We start from the raw sequence: 17,808 nt of genomic DNA, 5'->3' as shown, positions 1-17,808 counted from the left end.
GCCTCCGGCGAGGTGCCCACGATCGGCACGCCGTTGTCCTTCAGCGCCTGCGAGAGGCCGAGCGGGGTCTGGCCGCCGAGCTGCACGATCACGCCCGCGACCGGGCCGGCCTGCTGCTCGGCGTGGACGATCTCCAGGACGTCCTCCAGCGTGAGCGGCTCGAAGTACAGCCGGTCGGAGGTGTCGTAGTCGGTGGAGACGGTCTCCGGGTTGCAGTTGACCATCACCGTCTCGTACCCGGCGTCCGACAGCGCGAAGGAGGCGTGGACGCAGGAGTAGTCGAACTCGATGCCCTGCCCGATACGGTTCGGCCCGGACCCCAGGATGATCACCGCGGGCTTCTCGCGGGGCGCGACCTCGCTCTCCTCGTCGTAGGAGGAGTAGAAGTACGGCGTCCTCGCGGCGAACTCGGCGGCGCAGGTGTCGACCGTCTTGTAGACCGGGCGGATACCCAGCGCGTGCCGCACCTCACGCACGACGTCCTCGCGCAGCCCGCGGATCTCGGCGATCTGCTGGTCGGAGAAACCGTGCCGCTTGGCCTCACCGAGCAGGCCCGCGGTCAGCTCCGGCGCCTGGGCGAGGTCGTCGGCGGTCTCCTTGATCAGGAAGAGCTGGTCGACGAACCACGGGCCGATCTTCGTGTACGCGAAGACCTCCTCAGGCGTGGCGCCCGCGCGGATCGCCCGCATGACCGTGTTGATCCGGCCGTCGGTCGGACGGACCGCCTCCTCCAGCAGCGCCGTCTTGTCACCCGCCTCGCCGGCGAAGGTGAACTGGCTGCCCTTCTTCTCCAGCGAGCGCAGCGCCTTCTGGAACGCCTCGGTGAAGTTCCGGCCGATCGCCATCGCCTCACCGACCGACTTCATCGTGGTCGTCAGCGTCGAGTCGGCGCTCGGGAACTTCTCGAAGGCGAACCGCGGGGCCTTCACCACCACATAGTCGAGCGTGGGCTCGAAGGAGGCCGGGGTCTCCCGCGTGATGTCGTTCGGGATCTCGTCGAGGGTGTAGCCCACGGCAAGCTTCGCCGCGATCTTCGCGATCGGGAAACCGGTCGCCTTGGAGGCCAGCGCGGACGAACGCGACACGCGCGGGTTCATCTCGATGACGATCACGCGGCCGTCCTCGGGGTTCACCGCGAACTGGATGTTACAGCCGCCGGTGTCGACGCCCACCTCGCGGATGATCGCGATACCGACGTCGCGCAGCACCTGGTACTCGCGGTCGGTCAGCGTCATCGCGGGCGCCACCGTGATCGAGTCACCGGTATGCACACCCATCGGGTCGAAGTTCTCGATGGAGCAGACCACCACCACGTTGTCGTTCTTGTCGCGCATCAGCTCCAGCTCGTACTCCTTCCAGCCCAGGATGGACTCCTCCAGGAGCACCTCGGTGGTCGGCGACAGAGTGAGCCCCTGCCCCGCGATCCGGCGCAGCTCCTCCTCGTCGTGCGCGAAACCGGAACCCGCACCGCCCATCGTGAAGGAGGGGCGGACCACGACCGGGTAGCCGCCGAGCTCCTCGACACCCTTGAGGACGTCGTCCATGGAGTGGCAGATGTAGGACCGGGCCGACTCGCCGTGGCCGATCTTGCCGCGGACGGCCTCGACGACGTCCTTGAACAGGTCGCGGTCCTCGCCCTTGTTGATCGCCTCCACGTTGGCGCCGATCAGCTCGACGCCGTACTTCTCCAGGACACCGTTGCCGTGCAGCGAGATCGCCGTGTTCAGCGCCGTCTGACCACCCAGGGTCGGCAGCAGCGCGTCGGGCCGCTCCTTGGCGATGATCTTCTCGACGAACTCGGGAGTGATCGGCTCGACGTAGGTGGCGTCGGCGATCTCCGGGTCGGTCATGATCGTCGCCGGGTTGGAGTTCACGAGGATGACCCGCAGGCCCTCGGACTTCAGGACCCGGCACGCCTGGGTACCGGAGTAGTCGAACTCGGCGGCCTGGCCGATGACGATCGGGCCGGAGCCGATGACCAGGACGGACTGGATATCGGTGCGCTTAGGCACGCTGGCCCTCCATCAGAGAAACAAAGCGGTCGAACAGGTAGGCGGCGTCATGCGGGCCGGCCGCCGCCTCCGGGTGGTACTGGACACTGAAAGCCGGCCGGTCCAGAAGCTGCAGGCCCTCCACCACGTTGTCGTTCAGGCAGACGTGGGAGACCTCGGCGCGGCCGTAAGGGGTGTCGGACACCTCGTCGAGCGGAGCATCGACCGCGAACCCGTGGTTGTGCGCGGTCACCTCCACCTTGCCGGTCGTACGGTCCTGCACCGGCTGGTTGATGCCGCGGTGCCCGTACTTCAGCTTGAAGGTCCCGAAGCCCAGCGCACGGCCCAGGATCTGGTTCCCGAAGCAGATCCCGAAGAGCGGAGTACCGCGCTCCAGAACGCCCCGCATCACGGAGACCGGGTGGTCGGCGGTGGACGGGTCACCGGGGCCGTTGGAGAAGAACACACCGTCCGGCTCGACGGCGTAGACGTCCTCGACGGTCGCCGTCGCCGGCAGCACGTGCACCTCGATGCCACGCTCGGCCATCCGGCGCGGCGTCATGCCCTTGATACCGAGATCCACGGCGACGACGGTGAACCTCTTCCCGCCGATCGCCGGGACGACGTACGCCTCGGTGGTGGCGACCTCGGCGCACAGGTTCGCGCCCTTCATGTGCGGCTGCTCCCGTACACGTGCGACGAGTTCCGGCTCGGGCCCGATCACCTCACCGGAGAAGACTCCCGCCCGCATGGCGCCGCGCTCGCGCAGGTGGCGGGTCAGCGCACGGGTGTCGATGCCGGAGATGCCGACCACGCCCTGCCTGACCAGTTCCTCGTCCAGCGAGCGTCTCGCCCGCCAGCTGGACGGCACGCGCGCCGGGTCGCGCACGACGTACCCCGCCACCCAGATCCGGCTCGATTCGTCGTCCTCGTCGTTCCAGCCGGTGTTGCCGATCTGCGGGGCGGTGGCGACGACGATCTGGCGGTCGTACGAGGGGTCCGTCAACGTCTCCTGGTAGCCGGTCATGCCCGTCGAGAACACCGCCTCCCCGAAGGCCGTCCCCAGCGCCCCGTACGCACGCCCCCGGAACGCCCGGCCGTCCTCCAGGACGAGTACGGCCGCAGCGGGTCCGCGGCCGCTCATCGGTCCAGTCCGCACACCGGGCGGCCCCCGCCGCCGTGGACCGCGGTCTCGGGGGCGCACTCCAGGCGGAACTGGGCCGCCGTGCGCAGGACCGCCTTCTCGACCTCCCCGCTGGAGTCGCCGCGGAACCGGAAGCGGGCGCCGACGTGCTCGTAGCCGCCGACACGGGGGATGACCCGGCCGGCCTCGGGGACGACCACGGCGTACGGCGCCTCGGCGGGGTCCTGCGGGGCGGGCAGGTCGTGTCCGACCACCCGGCAGGGGGGCGGGACCGGGGACGGCACGAGCAGCCAGCCGCCGGTGCGCCACCGCTCGGGCACGGGGAGGTCGGGGGTCCGGCCGAGCTGGATGTCGGCGGCCGCCCGCATCAGGTCGATGCCGTGCACCTCCCGCCAGACGAACGGGATCTCCGCGCCGCCCACCCGGTAACCCGCCTCCAGGAACCGGATCGCGGGCCGGCCGTCGGCGCGGGTGCCGACGAACGCCTCCAGGTGGAAGACCCAGGGCTCGGAGCTGAGCGCGCCCGCGACCCGTGCGGTGAACTCGCCGAGCGGGTCCAGGAGTCCCGGGTCGTCGATCTCGACGGAACCGAGCGCCTGGCCCTGGGTGAAGTCGACGCAGGTGTTGACGTAGCGCGAGGCCCGCCACGGTCCCAGGCGTTCACCCGTCCACAGGCCGTCGATGTGGACGATGTCGTCCGGGCAGTACTCCTGCACCAGGCGCGGTTCGGACGGCAGGGCCCGCAGCCGCGGCAGGTCGGCGGGCGAGTCGAGGCGTACGACGCCCCGGCTGGCGGTACCCCGGCGCGGCTTGACCACGACGGGCAGGCCGTGACGGTCGGCGAACGCGCGGACGGCGTGCTCGTCGGGTGCGTCCGCGAAGCGGGGGGTGGGTACGCGCGCGCCGGACACGAGCTGGTTCATCGTCAGTTTGTCGCGGAACCGGGCGAGCTCGGCCGGTGTCTGGCCGGCGCAGCCGAGGCGGTCGCGGATGACGGACGCGGTGTCGAGGTCACCCTCGTTGAGCGCCAGGAGCCGAGCGGGCGGGCCGAAGCGGGCGCGCAGTTCGGTCACCGCGCGCCAGACCGCCGCGGTGTCGTCGGTGGCGGGGACGACCAGGGCGGCCGCGGCGCCGGCGGGTACGGAGTCCAGGGCGAGGCGGGTGGTGACGTAGGTGACGCGGTGGGTGCGGTGGTCCAGGTAGTCCTCGTAGTGGGCGTGGCGGTCGCGCCAGCGGTGGAGGACGACGATGTGGTGGCTCATGCGCGCTCCGTTCCGGGCACGGCCAGGTCGCGGACCCGGCCCACGGCGTAGGTCGCCGAGACCACGGCGGCGCGGGCGGAGCCGAGGGCGTCTCGGCAGACGTCGAGGTCGGGCTCGGGCAGTCCGGCGACGATGTCGGTCGCGCAGTCGATCAGGTGGAGAGCGGCCCGGATCAGCGGCTGCTCGTCGGTGTACCGCTCCTCCACGAGCAGCCGGGCGGAGTTCAGCTGGGTGACGGGGTCCGGTGCGGGGCTACCCGCCGGGGCGGCGGAAGCGGCGATGGGGTTCACGGGCGGTTCCCTCCCAGTGGTCGGTGCGGGCCGGAGGCCTCGAGGGACGTCGCGGCCAGGCGGCGGTCGGGCGCACACGAAGGCGGGACCGGGCGGCCGGGCGCCGGCGGATGCGGGGCCCGGCCACCCGGCCGGAGTCGGAAGAAGGCGTGCTCAGCGCGTCTCGAAGCGGATCCTCGCGTTGACGGCCTCGGTCTTGGCCACGGCGTCGTCGGCATCCCGCCCGGACGCGATGGCATACCCGGAGACGCAGTCGGCGACGGTCAGCAGCGGGGGCACGGTCTCGCCCACGGCCTTGCCGATCACCGCGGCCACCTCGGTGTCCCGGAACTCGTCGAGGTAGGGCAGGAAGACGTACAGCACCTCGCCCTCGGGGATCCTGCGCACCTCGTCGGCGGCGTCCTCGGCGACCTCGACGGCGGTGACCGTGCCGGGCTCGGGGGTGAAGAACCGTACGGCAGCGCCGCCCAGCGGTTCGGGCGAGGTGGCGGGCAGGGCGTCGATGCCGAGCGGAACGGTGAGGAACATCCGGTTCAGGTCCAGGCCGAAGGCCCGCCGGACCAGTTCGGGTGCGCCGCTGCCGGCCAGCCGGGCGTGCGACTCCAGGACCCGTGGGCCCTTCTCGGTCAGCACGAACTCGCTGTGCGAGGGGCCCTCGGTGAGGCCCACCGCGTCCAGCAGCTTCGGCGTGAGCTCGCGGAGCTCGGCGAGCCACGGCCGGGCGTACCGGCTGGGCGTGCTGACCTCCCATTCGACGTACCGCTCGTTCATGCGGTACTCGGAGTAGCCGATGGGCAGGTGACGGCCTTCGTAGGAGAAGGAGTCGACGCTGACCACCGGGCCGTCGAGGTACTCCTCGGCGATGACCGCGCGGATGTCCGCCTCGCGCAGTGCCTGCCAGGCCCGTTCGGCGTCCTCGGTGCCGTCCACGGGGTGGATGTGCAGGCTGGCCACACCGTCCACCGGTTTGACGATGATCCGTTCGCCGACCTCGGCGCGGAAGTCGGCTATCTCCGCGGCGCTGTTGACCATCCGGTAACGCACGGGGCTCAGGCCGTGCTTGTCGAGCAGTTCGCGGGTGAGCGCCTTGTCCTTGAGGGCGCGGGCGGTGGCCTCGGTGACACCGGGCAGGCCGAGCGAGTCGACGACGAACCCGGTGGACTCGGCGGCCGGTTCGGTGGTGGTGAGCACCCGGTCGAACGGCCGCTCGTCGTGCAGCGGCTTCAGTACGTCGAGGACGGCCTGACCGTCGGCGATGGGGACGTGCACGATGCGCTCGCAGTGCTCGGCGATGGCCGGATCGTAGGCGCCCTCCTCGTGGACGAGGACGACGTCGATGCCGAGCTGCTTGGCGCCGGCGATCGGGGCCGGGCGGCCGCCGACGACGGCCACGCGGTACTTGTTCATGGGGTTTCCTCCGTGCGGGTGTTCAGGACGGTCGGCGTCAGGCGGCGTAGCAGCGGCGCAGCCAGCGGGCGGTTGCGTCGGGGCGCGGGGTGAAGGCCTTGCGGCGGTGCAGCACCCGGTGGTTGTCGAAGATCATGAAGTCGCCGGTGTCCAGGACGAGTTCGGCCGCCGGGATGGTGGCCAGCGCCTCGCACCAGCTGTCCAGGGCGGTCCGGGCGCGGTCGGTGACGCCGCGGGTGGTGCCGCGGTCGTAGCGGGCGCGGTGGCGGCCCGTGCCGTCGGGTTCGAGGATCGCGGCCTCGCGCAGCGGGCCGGTGACCCCGCCGTCGTTGGAGTCCGGCGCGCCGACCTCGAACTGGGCGGTCTGCAGGATCTGCCGGGTCTCGGCGTCCAGACGCACGACGACGTCGTCGAGCGCGGCGATCTCGGTGGGGACCTGCTCCTCGTTGCGTACCGCGTAGAAGGTCAGGTACGGCGGGGTGTAGAGACGGGGGTCGGAGCCCGGCCTGCCGAACGGCTGGTGGGGGTTGTCGGTGTGCCAGAAGAACTCCGAGTCGGCACCCCAGGAGCTGGTCGTGCCGCAGGCCGACGGGTTCGGTACGACGTTGCGGATGAGGTGGCCGTCGTTCTCGTAGGCGACGGCGAAGGGCGTGCCGCCGATCAGGCGGATCAGCCCCAGGTGGATGGCGTTGGTGACGGCCAGTTCGGGTTCGTTCCCGAAGCCGCTCACCGGGGTGGCGGGGAAGTCCTGGGCCGGCAGGTTGGACAGCACCAGGGCGTGCCGCGCGGCCGCGGTGAACACCTGGACGCTCTGCAGCACGTCACCGGGGAGATGGCGGCTGAGCGCGTACGCGCCGATGCCGGCGAGGATGGCGTCGTCGAGATCGGAGTCCAGTCGGGTCTCCGAGACGCGTTCCGAAATCTCCTTGTCCAGCAGGTCCCGGACGCTGTCGTCGATGCGGTGCCGGGCGAACTGGAGCAGGCTGGTCATCGTTTGTCCTCCGATCGGTCGTGGGCTCGTCTCCGCCGCTCGCCGTTCAGCGGGCCTGTGACGGGGCCGACGGGATCCAGTAGGTCGTCGTACCGGAGGGCCGGCTGCGGGCCAGGGGGTCCTTGACGACGCGGCCGAGCAGGCCGACGGGCGTCACTACGAGGCAGTAGACGAGGAAGAGCAGGAAGGTGCGCATGGGCGGTCCGTTCTCCCTGCACCCGGGCGGGGCGCCGGGGTACGTGAGGCGTGGTGGGACGTGGTGCTCAGTCGAGGGGGATCTCGGCGCGCCAGTCGTGCTCCTCCGACCAGGCGGGCTGGGCGCTCTTCTCCAGCAGGAAGCTGCCGAGCGCGAGCATGTCGATGTTGGTGCGCATGAAGCAGGTGTAGGCGTCGTCCGGGGTGTTCACGATGGGCTCGCCGCGCACGTTGAAGGACGTGTTGACCAGTACCGGGCAGCCGGTGCGGGCCTTGAAGGCGGTCAGCAGCCGGTGGTAGGCGGGGTTGCTGTGCTCGGTGACCGTCTGCACCCGCGCCGAGTGGTCGACGTGGGTGACGGCGGGGATGGTCGAGCGGTGCACCTTGAGCAGGTCGAGGCCGCCGGCACCGGCGCTGTCGGCGTCGAGCCGCTGGGCCGCCGTGACCTGGGAGACCACGAGCATGTACGGGCTCTCCTGCGGCAGGTCGAAGTAGTCGGTGGCGTCGGGAGCCAGCACCGCGGGCGCGAACGGGCGGAACGACTCACGGAACTTGATCTTCAGGTTCATGGTGGACTGCATGTCCGGGTTGCGCGGGTCCCCGATGATCGAGCGGGCCCCCAGGGCACGCGGCCCGAACTCCATACGGCCCTGGAACCAGCCGACGATCTTCCCTTCGGCCAGCCCTTCCGCGACCGCCTTGGCCAGCGTGTCGGGGTCCAGCCGCTGGTGCGGGATGCCGCGGGACTCCAGGTAGGCGGCGATCTCCTCGTCGTCGTAGCCCGGCCCGAGGAGCGAGCCGCTCATCGCGTCGCGTCCGGTGGCAAGGTGGTCGCGGCGCACCCCGCGTTCCATGGCGACGGCCTGGGCCGCGCCGAGCGCGCCGCCGGCGTCACCGGCGGCCGGCTGGATCCACACCTCGTCGAAGATCCCGGCGTCGATGATCTTGCCGTTGGCGACGCAGTTGAGGGCGACACCGCCCGCCAGGCACAGCTTGGACTCGCCGGTGCGTTCACGCGCGGTCCGCGCCAGCCGCAGCACGACCTCCTCGGTGACGGCCTGCACGGAGGCGGCGAGGTCGAACTCGCGCTCCGTGAGCGGGCCCTCGGGGTCTCGCCGGGGTCCGCCGAAGAGCTTCTCGAAGCCCCGGCCGGTCATCACCTGGCCGCGCAGGTACGCGAAGTACCGCATGTCCAGGCGGAAGGAGCCGTCGGCCTTGACGTCGATGAGCTGCTCGCGGATGAGGTTCGCGTAGCGGGGCCTGCCGTAGGGGGCCAGGCCCATCAGCTTGTACTCGCCGGAGTCGACCTTGAAGCCGCAGAAGTAGGTGAACGCCGAGTACAGCAGCCCCAGCGAGTGCGGGAAGCGCAGTTCCGCGAGGGGGGCCAGGTCGGTGCCGCGGCCGTGCCACAGGGTGGTCGTGGCCCATTCGCCGACGCCGTCGATGCACAGGACCGCGGCGGACTCGTAGGGGCTGGGGAAGAAGGCCGACACGGCGTGCGACTCGTGGTGACGGCGCACGGACAGCCGCGGCACCCGGCCCAGGCCCAGGGCGGCGAGTTCGGCCCGCACCCGGTCGGCGGTGCGCAGCTTGCCGGCCGGCCCGAGCCAGGAGGGGAGGGTGTCGCGGAAGGACGCGAAGCCGGTCGGGGCGGCGCCGAGGAAGGTGGCCAGGACCCGGCGGAACTTCAGCCGCGGGTCCTCGTAGTAGGCGACGGCGGACACGTCGTCCAGGCGTGCGCCCGCTTCCTCGAGGCAGTAGCGAACGGCCGCCGAGGGGAAGGAGGGGTCGTGCCGCCGCCTGCTGAAACGTTCCTCTTGGGCAGCCGCGACAGGCACGCCGTCGGCGATCAGCGCCGCGGCGCTGTCGTGGTAGAAGGCCGACACTCCCAGGATCAGGTCAGACACCGCTGCGTTCCTCCACGGAATTGGTGTGCGGGTTGTGGTCCTTGCGATCGGGCGCTGCCTCATCCCCGCCGGCCGGCCAGCCGCCCGCGGCGGGCTGCCAGCCGGGCGCCCACGCCGCTCGGCGGGTTCAGCGAGCGGTAGCCCACCCGCACGCGCTGCCAGGTCTCCGCCCGGCCGCCTGGACCGGGGGTCTCGGGCAGGGCGGCCATGAGGGTGTCCACCGCGTCCGCGGCCCACGCGGAGTGCCCGGTGGCGACGTTGTCGATGGTGTTGTGGATGTCGACGAAGCGCGTGCTGAAGCCGTACGCCTTCAGCGCGAGCCGGGCCCGGCGGTAGGTGCCGCCGACTCCCGACAGCTCCATCGCCAGGTTCAGCCCGAGCACCTCGGGCAGGAACGTCCTCGGGAACCGGCCGACGCACAGCCAGTACACCGGCAGCTCGAACGACTCGTCCCGGAAGCCGGGCCAGCGGGCGAACTCCGCCGAGGCGGTGGGCGGCAGGTCGACGCCCATCTCCTCGAGGACGTCCCGGTAGATGAGAGGGTGGTTCAACCGGGGCTCGCCGTTGCCGAGTTCGTCCCAGTACGTCTCGAAGAGCGAGTGCCCGATCTCCGAGGACGCCTGCTCGTAGTCGGTGAACCCCTGGAGCCAGCTGCCGTCGATCAGGGTCAGCGGCGCCGTCTGCACGGTGTCGTCGACGACGGCTTCCCGGGAAGGCAGCGGCACCTCGGCGTTCTCCTCGAACTCCGCCCCGTGCCGGTCGTGCCGGTCCTGGAGCCAGGGTCGCAGTCCTTCCCGTGTCCAGCGTTCCGGCAGCGGCATGGTCCGCTCGTCCATACCGTGCCGCGACCGGGCCAGCCAGCCGGCGACGTACCGCTTGGCCCAGGTCCGCAGCTCCGGGGTGTCGGTGCGGCGCATCAGCAGGGTGTAGGCCTCGCGTACGGAGGAAGGTGCGCGGCCCGGCGAGCGGTGGCCGGCGCGGAGGGCGGCGGCCACCGCGGCGGGAGCGGCGGGCGTGCTCTCCGTACGGGTCTCGGCGCGGGCGGGGCTCTGGGGTGCCGCCGGCAAGGAGTCGATCCACCGCCGGATGACGTTCAGGTCCTCCGGTGAGAACACCCGGAACATCGGCCCGCGCTCACCGACCAGCCCGCGCACCAGCGAGCTGGCGTGCGACCGGCCGGGCTTGACGAGTCTGCTGCGGGCCAGGGCGTCCAGCAGCGGGCCCGCGTCGGTACGGCACTCGGCGAGCCAGCGGGCGAGGGGCTTGCCCTCCAGCTGGAACTGGTGGTGGTACACGGAGCCCTCACGGGAGCGCTGCCGCATCAGTTCCGCCATGTCGAACGCCGGGTCTCCGGCCGCGACCAGCTCCGCGTACAGCGCCCCGGACCACTCGCGCAGCGCCCCCAGCGTCCAGGCGAAGCCCCGGCCCACCGCGGCCGCGGCCCGGTGGCCGCCCTCCTCGACCAGCTCGTCGACCAGGGCCCGGCACTGGAGCTCCGGCCGCTCCGCGACGTCGTCCCGCGGCACCGAGGGGTCCACCGCCTCCCAGTCGGTGCCGGCCGGACGGGCCAGCCTGACCATCCTGAGGGCGGGCAGCAGGCCGACCGTGCGCAGGCACAGGTCGGCGCCGAGCAGTTCGTCGCGGAACTCGTCCGGACGCCTGCTCATCGCCAGCAGCAGGCCGGGCAGCCGGAACGCCGTCTCGGGAATGCGCTGGTCGCCAGTGAGCCGGGCCGCCGGTACCGCGTGCTCCGCGAGCCGCAGCCTGCGCAGCAGCTCGAGGAAGGCGCTGCCCCGGGAGGCGTGCGGATGTCCGGCGCCCACGTCGGAGGCGTACAGCGCGAGGATCCGCAGCACCACGGGGACCTCGAAGTTGCCCGGCGCGCTCAGCCACTGCAGCCAGGCACCCGAGACGAGGGAGAGCGGGGAGCAGCCGAGGACGGCACGGCGTACCAGCACCTCCTCGTGCCCGGCGGGCCGGCCCTCCCGGTGCCCGGCGTCGAGCAGGCCCGTGAATCGTTTGCCCTCGGCCGCCGCCCAGTCGGCCGCCCGCACCACGAGGTCGTCGAGCGGGCCGTCCGCGACGGCCGCCCGGCGCAGTTCGGTGCGGACCTCCTCGACGAATCCGCCGTCCGGCAGCGATGCCTCGGGATCGGCGGCGTACGCGTACACGACCCGGGCGGGGCCGCCGTCGTCGTACATCCTTCTCCTTTCGAACGGCCTGTTTCTCCGCGGGAACGCGTCAGAACATGGGATAGATGGATGCGTCGTTCTTACGGTTGGCGCGCTTCTTGCGCCGGAACAGGACGTCCGCGAGCTTCCGCAGAAGGGACACGCGTCATCACCTTCTCTCAAGGGGAATTGCCAGAAGAACCGAAAGGGAAAAGGAGGGTCAGGAAAGTGCGAGCGTTTCGGCGAGAACGCGGGCCACCAGGTCGTAGCCGTGGTCGGTGTAGTGCGCCCTGTCCACGAAGATCCAGTCCCGTTCGGTGACCTCCTCGGCCACGACCGGGTTGAGGTCGACGTAGCGGATGCCGAGCTTCTCGCAGCCGGCCCGGAGCTGCTCGGAGAAGGCGCGGGCGACCTCCTTGCGGGAGATGTCGCCGTAGAGGGCCTCCCAGGTGCCCAGCTTGGAGATGTGGTCGATCTCGTCGAAGAGCAGCTGCTCCTGCGGCGCGTGCCGGTCCCGCATCCACAGCGCCATCGGCTGCAGTACGTACGTCAGCCGGGCCGCCGGCCCGGCCAGCCGCCGCCAGCTCTCCAGGTGGCGCAGGGTCAGCTCGGCGGCGGAGTCGATGACCGCCGGGATGTCGCGACGCACGTCGTCGTGGGTGGAGATGGTGCGGCGGCGCTCGGCGCGGCGGCCCAGGAGCTTGTTGCCGGCGGCCTTGCGGTTGCTCTCGCGGAGCTCCTCCATCTTGTCGAAGTACTCACCGCAGAACCAGAACGCGCCGTGGTCGCCCTGCTGCCACTGAGGCAGCCTGCCGACGGTCAGGTCGTTGAGCCCGGAGAAGACGACGATCTCCTCGATCTCCGGCAGCAGGTGGCGGTAGAGGGTGAACAGCAGCAGTTCCTGGGTCGAGTTGTAGCAGCGTCCGCCGAAGTTGAGCCACGGCGCGGACGGGGCGTGCTTGCCCCACAACCGGGAGGCGAGGGTGGTGGCATCACTGGTGGCGCCGATGCCGAGCACGGTGGAGCTGCCCGAGATCAACCGCACCGGACCGGCGGGCACGCGGCCGGCCGCGGAGGCCGTCTCTCCGTCCGGGCCGTGCGAGACGCGGAAGCCCGCCCGGTCCGTGTTGATGACGGAGGACCGGTAATCGGCCCGGTGGAAGTACATGAGGTAGGGCAGGTAGCGGGCTTCGCCGCGGTCGTCGAACCGCGCGTACTCCTGCATCTGGGGGGTCAGCTCGTCACGGTGGAGCTTCACGTGGTCGCACTCCTCGGCTGGTGCGGATGAGGGGGGGGAGGGAGGTGGCAGGGGAAATCAGGCCTGGAAGGGCTGGTCAGGCTGGCAAGGGGTGGTCAGGCCTGGAACAGCGGGCCGCGGTGCAGCTTGTGCTGGGCCGCCTGGGCCAGCGGCCGGACCACGAGCCGGTCGACGTTGACGTGCTGGGGCAGCCCCACCGCCAGCGCGACGCATTCGGCGACGTCGTCCGCGGTGAGGGGGCGGTCGACACCCTCGTAGACCGCCGAGGCCCGCTCCGCGTCGCCGCGCATCCGGTTGAGGGCGAACTCCTCGGTCATGACCATGCCGGGCGCCACCTCGATCACCCGGACGGGCTCGCCGCTCAGCTCCAGGCGCAGCGTCTCGGTGAGCGCGCGCTCGGCGTACTTGGCCGCGCAGTAGCCGCCGCCTCCCTCGTAGGCGGTGAAGGCCGCGGTGGAGGTCACGGTGACGACGGTGCCGCCCTGGCCGGCCCTGAGCAACGGCAGCAGGGCCTGGGTCACGCGCAGGGTTCCCAGCACGTTCACCGCGTACATCCGCTCCCAGTCCGCCGCGTCCGCCTCGGCCACGGATTCCGCCCCCAGGGCGCCGCCCGCGTTGTTCACCAGGACGTCGCAGGAGCCGAGTTCGGCGGCGAGACGCCGTACGGCCCCGTCGTCGGTGACGTCGAGCGGGTACGGTCGTGCGCCGGTCTCCTCGGCCAGCTGCCGTAGCCGCTGCGTACGGCGTGCGACGGCGACCACGTCGAATCCGTTCTTCGCCAGCCGGCGCGCCGTCGCCGCGCCTATTCCGCTGCTCGCCCCGGTCACCACGGCCGTTCCGGCCACCGACGCCACCGCCTTTCCACCCGTCCGGCATTCGATGCGGCCGAGGGACTTTCCGCAGCTGTCCTGTGGAATTCTCTCGGCCGTTCATCCGTGCGGTGGAATCCTCCCCACTCGGCGATGCGCGTTGAACCATGCCCATTGTTCGGAACTCGGCAATGCGGAAACCCGCAGGGCAGACAAAAGGAACACGGGAAGGTGGGGCGGGTGCCTCGGCCGAGGCGTTCCGGGTCGACTGGCGCGGGCCGGCGAGAGGTGTGCGATCGCAACGGCCGGCCGGCGGCGGCCGGCTTGACCGCGACGGCTCCGGCCGGAGTTGTCGTGGCGGCCCAGGGACGCGCCGAGGGCCCAGGAGACGAGGATCGGCGCGGCGACGGCGCGCAGGACGCGGACGTACCGGGCGACGGAGGCGGGCCGACCGCGGCCGGCCCGCCCCTACCCACCTTTTTGTGCGTACTTGGCAGCGCGCCCCTCTCCGCCGAAGCTGAAGGGGCGGGTGAACGTCAGGAGGCCGCGCGGGCGCCGATCTCCTGACCACCCAGCTTGTCCAGCCGCCGGTGCCCCCAGTCGGAGAGAGGAGAGAGGGCCTCGGCGAGGTCGCGGCCGAACGCGGTCAGGGAGTACTCGGTCTTCAGCGGAAGCACGTCGTACACCCGCCGGTCCACCAGGCCGTCCGCCTCCATCTCGCGCAGCGCCTGGGTCAGCACCTTCTCGGTGAGGCCGGGCACCCGCCGGCGCAGTTCGGCCGGCCGGTGCGGGCCGGACTCCAGCATCCACAGCAGCGTGGTCTTCCACTTGCCCTCGATCACGGCGATCGCAGCGGTCACCCCGCAGACGTTCGGATCGTGGCGCCGGTGCGCCATGCCGTACCCCCTTCATCAGCGATTACCCGATCACCCAGCAATTACTCAGTACGTTACGGGAGTTGAAGCATGTCCGTGCACACCGACCAGTCCCCCGCCGCCGTCACCGTACTCGGGCTCGGCCCGATGGGCCGGGCGCTGGCCGCCGCGTTCCTGGACGCCGGCCTGCGCACCACCGTCTGGAACCGCACCCCGGGCCGGGACGGCGACCTCGTCGCCCGGGGCGCGGTCGCGGCGGCGTCGGCCGCGGAGGCGGTCGCCGCCTCCCCGCTGACGGTCGTCTGCGTCGTCAACTACGACGCCTCGGACGCCGTACTGCGCCAGGAGGACGTCACCGCCGCCCTCAAGGGCCGCACCGTCGTGAACCTGAGCGCCGACATCCCCGACCGCGCCCGGGACACGGCCGAGTGGGCCGGCCTGCACGGCATCCGCTACCTGGACGGCGCGATCATGACCCCGACCCCGACCATCGGCACGCCCGACGCCGTGTTCCTGCACAGCGGCCCCGAGGAGCTGTACCGGGAGCACCAGCCCGTGCTGGCGGCGCTCGGCGGCACCCACACCCACCTCGGTGAGGACGCCGGACGGGCCGCGGCCTACGACGTCGCGCTGCTCGACATCTTCTGGACGGCGATGGGGGGCTTCGTCCACGCCCTCGCCGTGGCCCGCGCGGAGGGCGTCACCGGTGCGGAGCTCGCCCCGTTCGCCCAGGGCATCGCCGCGATCCTGCCGCCCCTGTTCACCGAGTTCGCCGCCGACACCGACGCCGGGACGTACTCGGGCGAGCTGAACCCGATCACCTCGGCCGCCTCGACCATGGCCCACGTCGTCCACGCCTCCGAGGCGCACGGCATCGACGCCAGCCTGATGCGCGTGATCGAGGGGCAGGCCCGGCGGGTCATCGCGCTCGGGCACGGCACGGACGGGTTCACCCGCGTCGCCGAGGTGATCGCCGGGCGCTGACCCCCGGAGTCCGTCGGAGCCGACCCGCCCGGAGCCCGTCGGGACGACAAGGGCCGCCAGGAGCCCGTCGGAACGACAGGGCCCGCCGGGAGCCCGTCGGACTGTGTCGCGCATCACATCCGCCCCATGTCACGTCCGGGCCGCCTGCTCCCATCTGGTGGGCGTCTGCAAGCGAGCCGAGGAGGACGGAACGATGAGCGCACAGCAGAAGACCGGCACGGAGACCGCGCACCACGTGGTGATCCTGGGGGCGGGATACGCGGGCATGGCCGCGGCTGTCCAGCTCGCGGCCCGGGTACGGCGGCGCGAGGGGGTGCGGGTGACCGTGGTGGACGCGCAGGAACGGTTCACCGAGCGCATGCGGCTGCACATGACGGCGACCGGGCAGCCGCTCGCCGAGCTGAGCATCCCGGAGCTGCTGGAGGGCACGGGCGCGCGGTTCTCGCGCGGCTGGGTCACCGCGGTGGACGCGGACGCGAGGACCGTGCGGATCGACGACGACCGGGTGCTGCACTACGACACGTTGGTGTACGGGCTGGGCGGGGTCGCCGACACGTCGGCGGTGCCGGGTGTCGAGGACCACGCGTACACCCTGAGCAGTGCACAGGACGCCGAGTTTCTGGCCGACCGGCTGGCACGGCTCGACAGCGGCACGGTGGTGGTCGCGGGCAGCGGGCTGACCGGCGTCGAGTCGGCCGCGGAGATCGCCGAGCAGCACCCGGAGCTGAACGTCGTGCTGCTGGGCCGGGCCGAGCCCGGTGCGACCATGAACCCGAAGGCCAAGGCGTACGTGCAGGCCGCGCTCGACCGGCTGGGCGTCCAGGTACGCGCCGGGGTCGAGGTGGCCAAGGTGCTGCCCGACACGGTCGAGCTGGCGGGCGGGGAGACCATCGCCGCCGACGCGGTGCTGTGGACGTGCGGTACTCGGGTGTCGCCGCTGGCGGCCGCCGCCGGGCTGGCCGTCGACGAGCGCGGACGCGTCGTCACCGACGCCGCGCTGCGGTCGGTGTCCCACCCGGAGGTGTACGCGATCGGCGACGCGGCCGCGATCCGCCAGGGGTACGGCGTCATGCACGGCACCTGCCAGGGCGGCATGCCGACCGGGGTGCACGCCGCGCTGTCGATCGACCGGGTACTCAGGGGGAAGCAGCCCAAGCCGTTCCGCTTCGGCTACTACCACACGCCGGTGAGCCTGGGACGCGGTGACGCCGTGGTGCAGTTCACACGCCCCGACGACAGCCCTCGCCGGATCTGCCTGACGGGCCGCACGGCCGTCCGGTACAAGGAGACGGTGACCGCCTCGCCCTGGCCGACGTACGGCCGTATGAAGAAGATGCCCGCCTCGGGCGCGTTCTGGCCCCGCGGAGGTCGCTTCACCCGGGTCCGGGAGGCCCGATGACCAACCTGACCGCCCACCCCGGCCATCAGGTCTTCCACGAGCACCGGCGGCTGCTGTTCTCCGTGGGCTACCGCCTCCTCGGCAGCGCCGCCGATGCCGAGGACGTGGTCCAGGACGCCTGGATCAAGTGGTCCGCCGCGGACCGCTCGCAGGTGGCCGACCCCAAGGCCTACCTGACGCGCATCGTCTCGAACCTGGCACTGGAACGGCTGCGCTCCACCCGGCACAAGCGGGAGACCTACGTGGGGCCGTGGCTGCCGGAGCCCATCCTCACCGGCGGGGATGCCGCCGAGGCCGTCACGGACGCCGAGTCGGTGTCGATGGCCATGATGGTGGTGCTGGAGACGCTCAGCCCACTGGAGCGCGCGGTGTTCGTGCTGAAGGAGGTCTTCGACTTCAGCCACGCCGAGATCGCCGAGGCGGTGGAGCGTTCCGAAGCCGCGGTGCGGCAGGCCGCGCATCGGGCCCGCGAGCACGTGCGGGCCCGCCGGCCGCGCTTCGCCGCCGACCGGTCGCGGCAGCGCGAGGCCACCGAGCGGTTCTTCGCCGCCGCGACCGGCGGGGACGTCAACGCCCTGATGGAACTGCTCTCCCCGGACGTCACCCTGTGGACCGACGGCGGCGGCAAGGTCCGCCAGGCCCTGCGCCCGGTCGTGGGCGCGGCCACGGTGGCCTCCTGGTTCGCGGCCATCGGCACCGTCACCTACCAGGGCATCGAGCCCGCCGACATGAAAGCCGAACTCGTCGGGATCAACGGTGGGCCGGGCATGGTGTTCAGCGGGCCGGGTCGCGTGATCGCCACCGTCACCTTCGACTTCGACGCCGACGGCCGTATCACCGCCATCCACAACGTGGCCAACCCGGACAAACTCCAGGCCGTCACCGACGGCACCACGTACGACATCGGGACGCGGTGAGCGTCGTCACCAGCGCGTCTCCGATCTCGTCGTCCGCCTCCGCCTCCGCCACCGCCGTCGGCGGCCGGGCGAGTCGAGAAAGGCGCCGGCCGCCGCCCGGACCGGGAGGGCCTCGCCGGCCGGCGCCTGCACGACGGTGGGCACCGCTTCCCCCTCGCCACGGACGACAGGGCCGCTTCACGTGCCGGCCGGGCGGCGCCGCGCACCT

At 71.9% G+C, this 17,808-nt stretch carries 15 protein-coding genes; 3 read left to right on the top strand and 12 right to left on the bottom strand.

The features are described from left to right. The 12 genes from carB to ACZ7G3_RS32955 all read right to left on the bottom strand — a co-directional run. Positions 1-2,012, bottom strand: a 2,012-nt coding sequence (gene carB / locus ACZ7G3_RS33010; RefSeq protein ID WP_470930111.1) for a carbamoyl-phosphate synthase large subunit, incomplete at its 3' end; no start/stop codon positions are given. Then, positions 2,005-3,135: a glutamine-hydrolyzing carbamoyl-phosphate synthase small subunit gene (gene carA / locus ACZ7G3_RS33005; RefSeq protein WP_470930110.1), complete on the bottom strand. Its 1,131-nt coding sequence runs from the start codon at positions 3,133-3,135 to the stop codon at positions 2,005-2,007. The genes carA and carB, both read right to left, overlap by 8 nt. Beyond that, complete coding sequence (locus ACZ7G3_RS33000; protein WP_470930108.1) at positions 3,132-4,397, bottom strand: ATP-grasp domain-containing protein; 1,266 nt, start codon at positions 4,395-4,397, stop codon at positions 3,132-3,134. Before ACZ7G3_RS33000 ends, carA begins: the two co-directional genes overlap by 4 nt. Next, on the bottom strand, positions 4,394-4,687 hold the full coding sequence (locus ACZ7G3_RS32995; RefSeq protein ID WP_426601809.1) for a hypothetical protein: 294 nt from the start codon (positions 4,685-4,687) through the stop codon (positions 4,394-4,396). Before ACZ7G3_RS32995 ends, ACZ7G3_RS33000 begins: the two co-directional genes overlap by 4 nt. A 153-nt stretch (positions 4,688-4,840) precedes the next feature. After that, on the bottom strand, positions 4,841-6,094 hold the full coding sequence (locus ACZ7G3_RS32990) for an ATP-grasp domain-containing protein (RefSeq protein WP_470930106.1): 1,254 nt from the start codon (positions 6,092-6,094) through the stop codon (positions 4,841-4,843). Between the two features lie 37 nt (positions 6,095-6,131). Next, positions 6,132-7,085: a TauD/TfdA family dioxygenase gene (locus tag ACZ7G3_RS32985; RefSeq protein WP_470930104.1), complete on the bottom strand. Its 954-nt coding sequence runs from the start codon at positions 7,083-7,085 to the stop codon at positions 6,132-6,134. A gap of 46 nt (positions 7,086-7,131) precedes the next feature. Further along, positions 7,132-7,281, bottom strand: coding sequence for a hypothetical protein (locus ACZ7G3_RS32980; RefSeq protein WP_426558477.1), 150 nt, complete (start codon positions 7,279-7,281; stop codon positions 7,132-7,134). Between the two features lie 67 nt (positions 7,282-7,348). Continuing rightward, positions 7,349-9,187: a carbamoyltransferase family protein gene (locus ACZ7G3_RS32975; RefSeq protein ID WP_470930102.1), complete on the bottom strand. Its 1,839-nt coding sequence runs from the start codon at positions 9,185-9,187 to the stop codon at positions 7,349-7,351. Between the two features lie 59 nt (positions 9,188-9,246). Beyond that, positions 9,247-11,388, bottom strand: a complete 2,142-nt coding sequence (locus ACZ7G3_RS32970; RefSeq protein ID WP_470930100.1) for an iron-containing redox enzyme family protein — start codon at positions 11,386-11,388, stop codon at positions 9,247-9,249. A 190-nt stretch (positions 11,389-11,578) separates the two neighbouring features. Then, positions 11,579-12,616 (bottom strand): SGNH/GDSL hydrolase family protein, encoded by a 1,038-nt coding sequence (locus tag ACZ7G3_RS32965; protein ID WP_470930098.1) that lies wholly within the window; start codon positions 12,614-12,616, stop codon positions 11,579-11,581. A gap of 95 nt (positions 12,617-12,711) precedes the next feature. Further along, complete coding sequence (locus tag ACZ7G3_RS32960) at positions 12,712-13,461, bottom strand: SDR family oxidoreductase (RefSeq protein ID WP_426601815.1); 750 nt, start codon at positions 13,459-13,461, stop codon at positions 12,712-12,714. Between the two features lie 500 nt (positions 13,462-13,961). Further along, entirely contained in the window at positions 13,962-14,321 is a 360-nt protein-coding gene (locus tag ACZ7G3_RS32955; protein WP_470930096.1) for a winged helix-turn-helix transcriptional regulator, read from the bottom strand. Positions 14,322-14,390: 69 nt separating this feature from the next. On the opposite strand from ACZ7G3_RS32955, the gene ACZ7G3_RS32950 reads away from it, so the two are divergent. From ACZ7G3_RS32950 to ACZ7G3_RS32940, 3 genes are all read left to right on the top strand, one after another. Beyond that, the gene (locus ACZ7G3_RS32950; protein ID WP_470930094.1) at positions 14,391-15,284 is read left to right on the top strand and encodes an NAD(P)-dependent oxidoreductase; all 894 of its coding nucleotides are present in this window, start codon (positions 14,391-14,393) and stop codon (positions 15,282-15,284) included. A gap of 193 nt (positions 15,285-15,477) precedes the next feature. Next, entirely contained in the window at positions 15,478-16,683 is a 1,206-nt protein-coding gene (locus tag ACZ7G3_RS32945) for an NAD(P)/FAD-dependent oxidoreductase (RefSeq protein ID WP_470930092.1), read from the top strand. After that, a complete protein-coding gene (locus ACZ7G3_RS32940; protein ID WP_426601819.1) occupies positions 16,680-17,600 on the top strand; it encodes an RNA polymerase sigma-70 factor in 921 nt (306 codons plus the stop codon). Before ACZ7G3_RS32945 ends, ACZ7G3_RS32940 begins: the two co-directional genes overlap by 4 nt. Positions 17,601-17,808: the final 208 nt, after the last annotated feature.

The organism is Streptomyces sp. NPDC037271 (assembly GCF_055603605.1).
Note: the sequence above shows the minus strand (reverse complement) of the source record. Positions and strands in the feature narration are given on the sequence as shown.

Coding starts and splice junctions, on each gene's coding strand:
- ACZ7G3_RS32980 (WP_426558477.1), bottom strand. CDS start 7,281: ATGCGCACCTTCCTGCTCTTCCTCGTCTACTGCCTCGTAGTGACGCCC.
- ACZ7G3_RS32955 (WP_470930096.1), bottom strand. CDS start 14,321: ATGGCGCACCGGCGCCACGATCCGAACGTCTGCGGGGTGACCGCTGCG.
- carA (WP_470930110.1), bottom strand. CDS start 3,135: ATGAGCGGCCGCGGACCCGCTGCGGCCGTACTCGTCCTGGAGGACGGC.
- ACZ7G3_RS32940 (WP_426601819.1), top strand. CDS start 16,680: ATGACCAACCTGACCGCCCACCCCGGCCATCAGGTCTTCCACGAGCAC.
- ACZ7G3_RS32985 (WP_470930104.1), bottom strand. CDS start 7,085: ATGACCAGCCTGCTCCAGTTCGCCCGGCACCGCATCGACGACAGCGTC.
- ACZ7G3_RS32945 (WP_470930092.1), top strand. CDS start 15,478: ATGAGCGCACAGCAGAAGACCGGCACGGAGACCGCGCACCACGTGGTG.
- ACZ7G3_RS33000 (WP_470930108.1), bottom strand. CDS start 4,397: ATGAGCCACCACATCGTCGTCCTCCACCGCTGGCGCGACCGCCACGCC.
- ACZ7G3_RS32990 (WP_470930106.1), bottom strand. CDS start 6,094: ATGAACAAGTACCGCGTGGCCGTCGTCGGCGGCCGCCCGGCCCCGATC.
- ACZ7G3_RS32970 (WP_470930100.1), bottom strand. CDS start 11,388: ATGTACGACGACGGCGGCCCCGCCCGGGTCGTGTACGCGTACGCCGCC.
- ACZ7G3_RS32950 (WP_470930094.1), top strand. CDS start 14,391: ATGTCCGTGCACACCGACCAGTCCCCCGCCGCCGTCACCGTACTCGGG.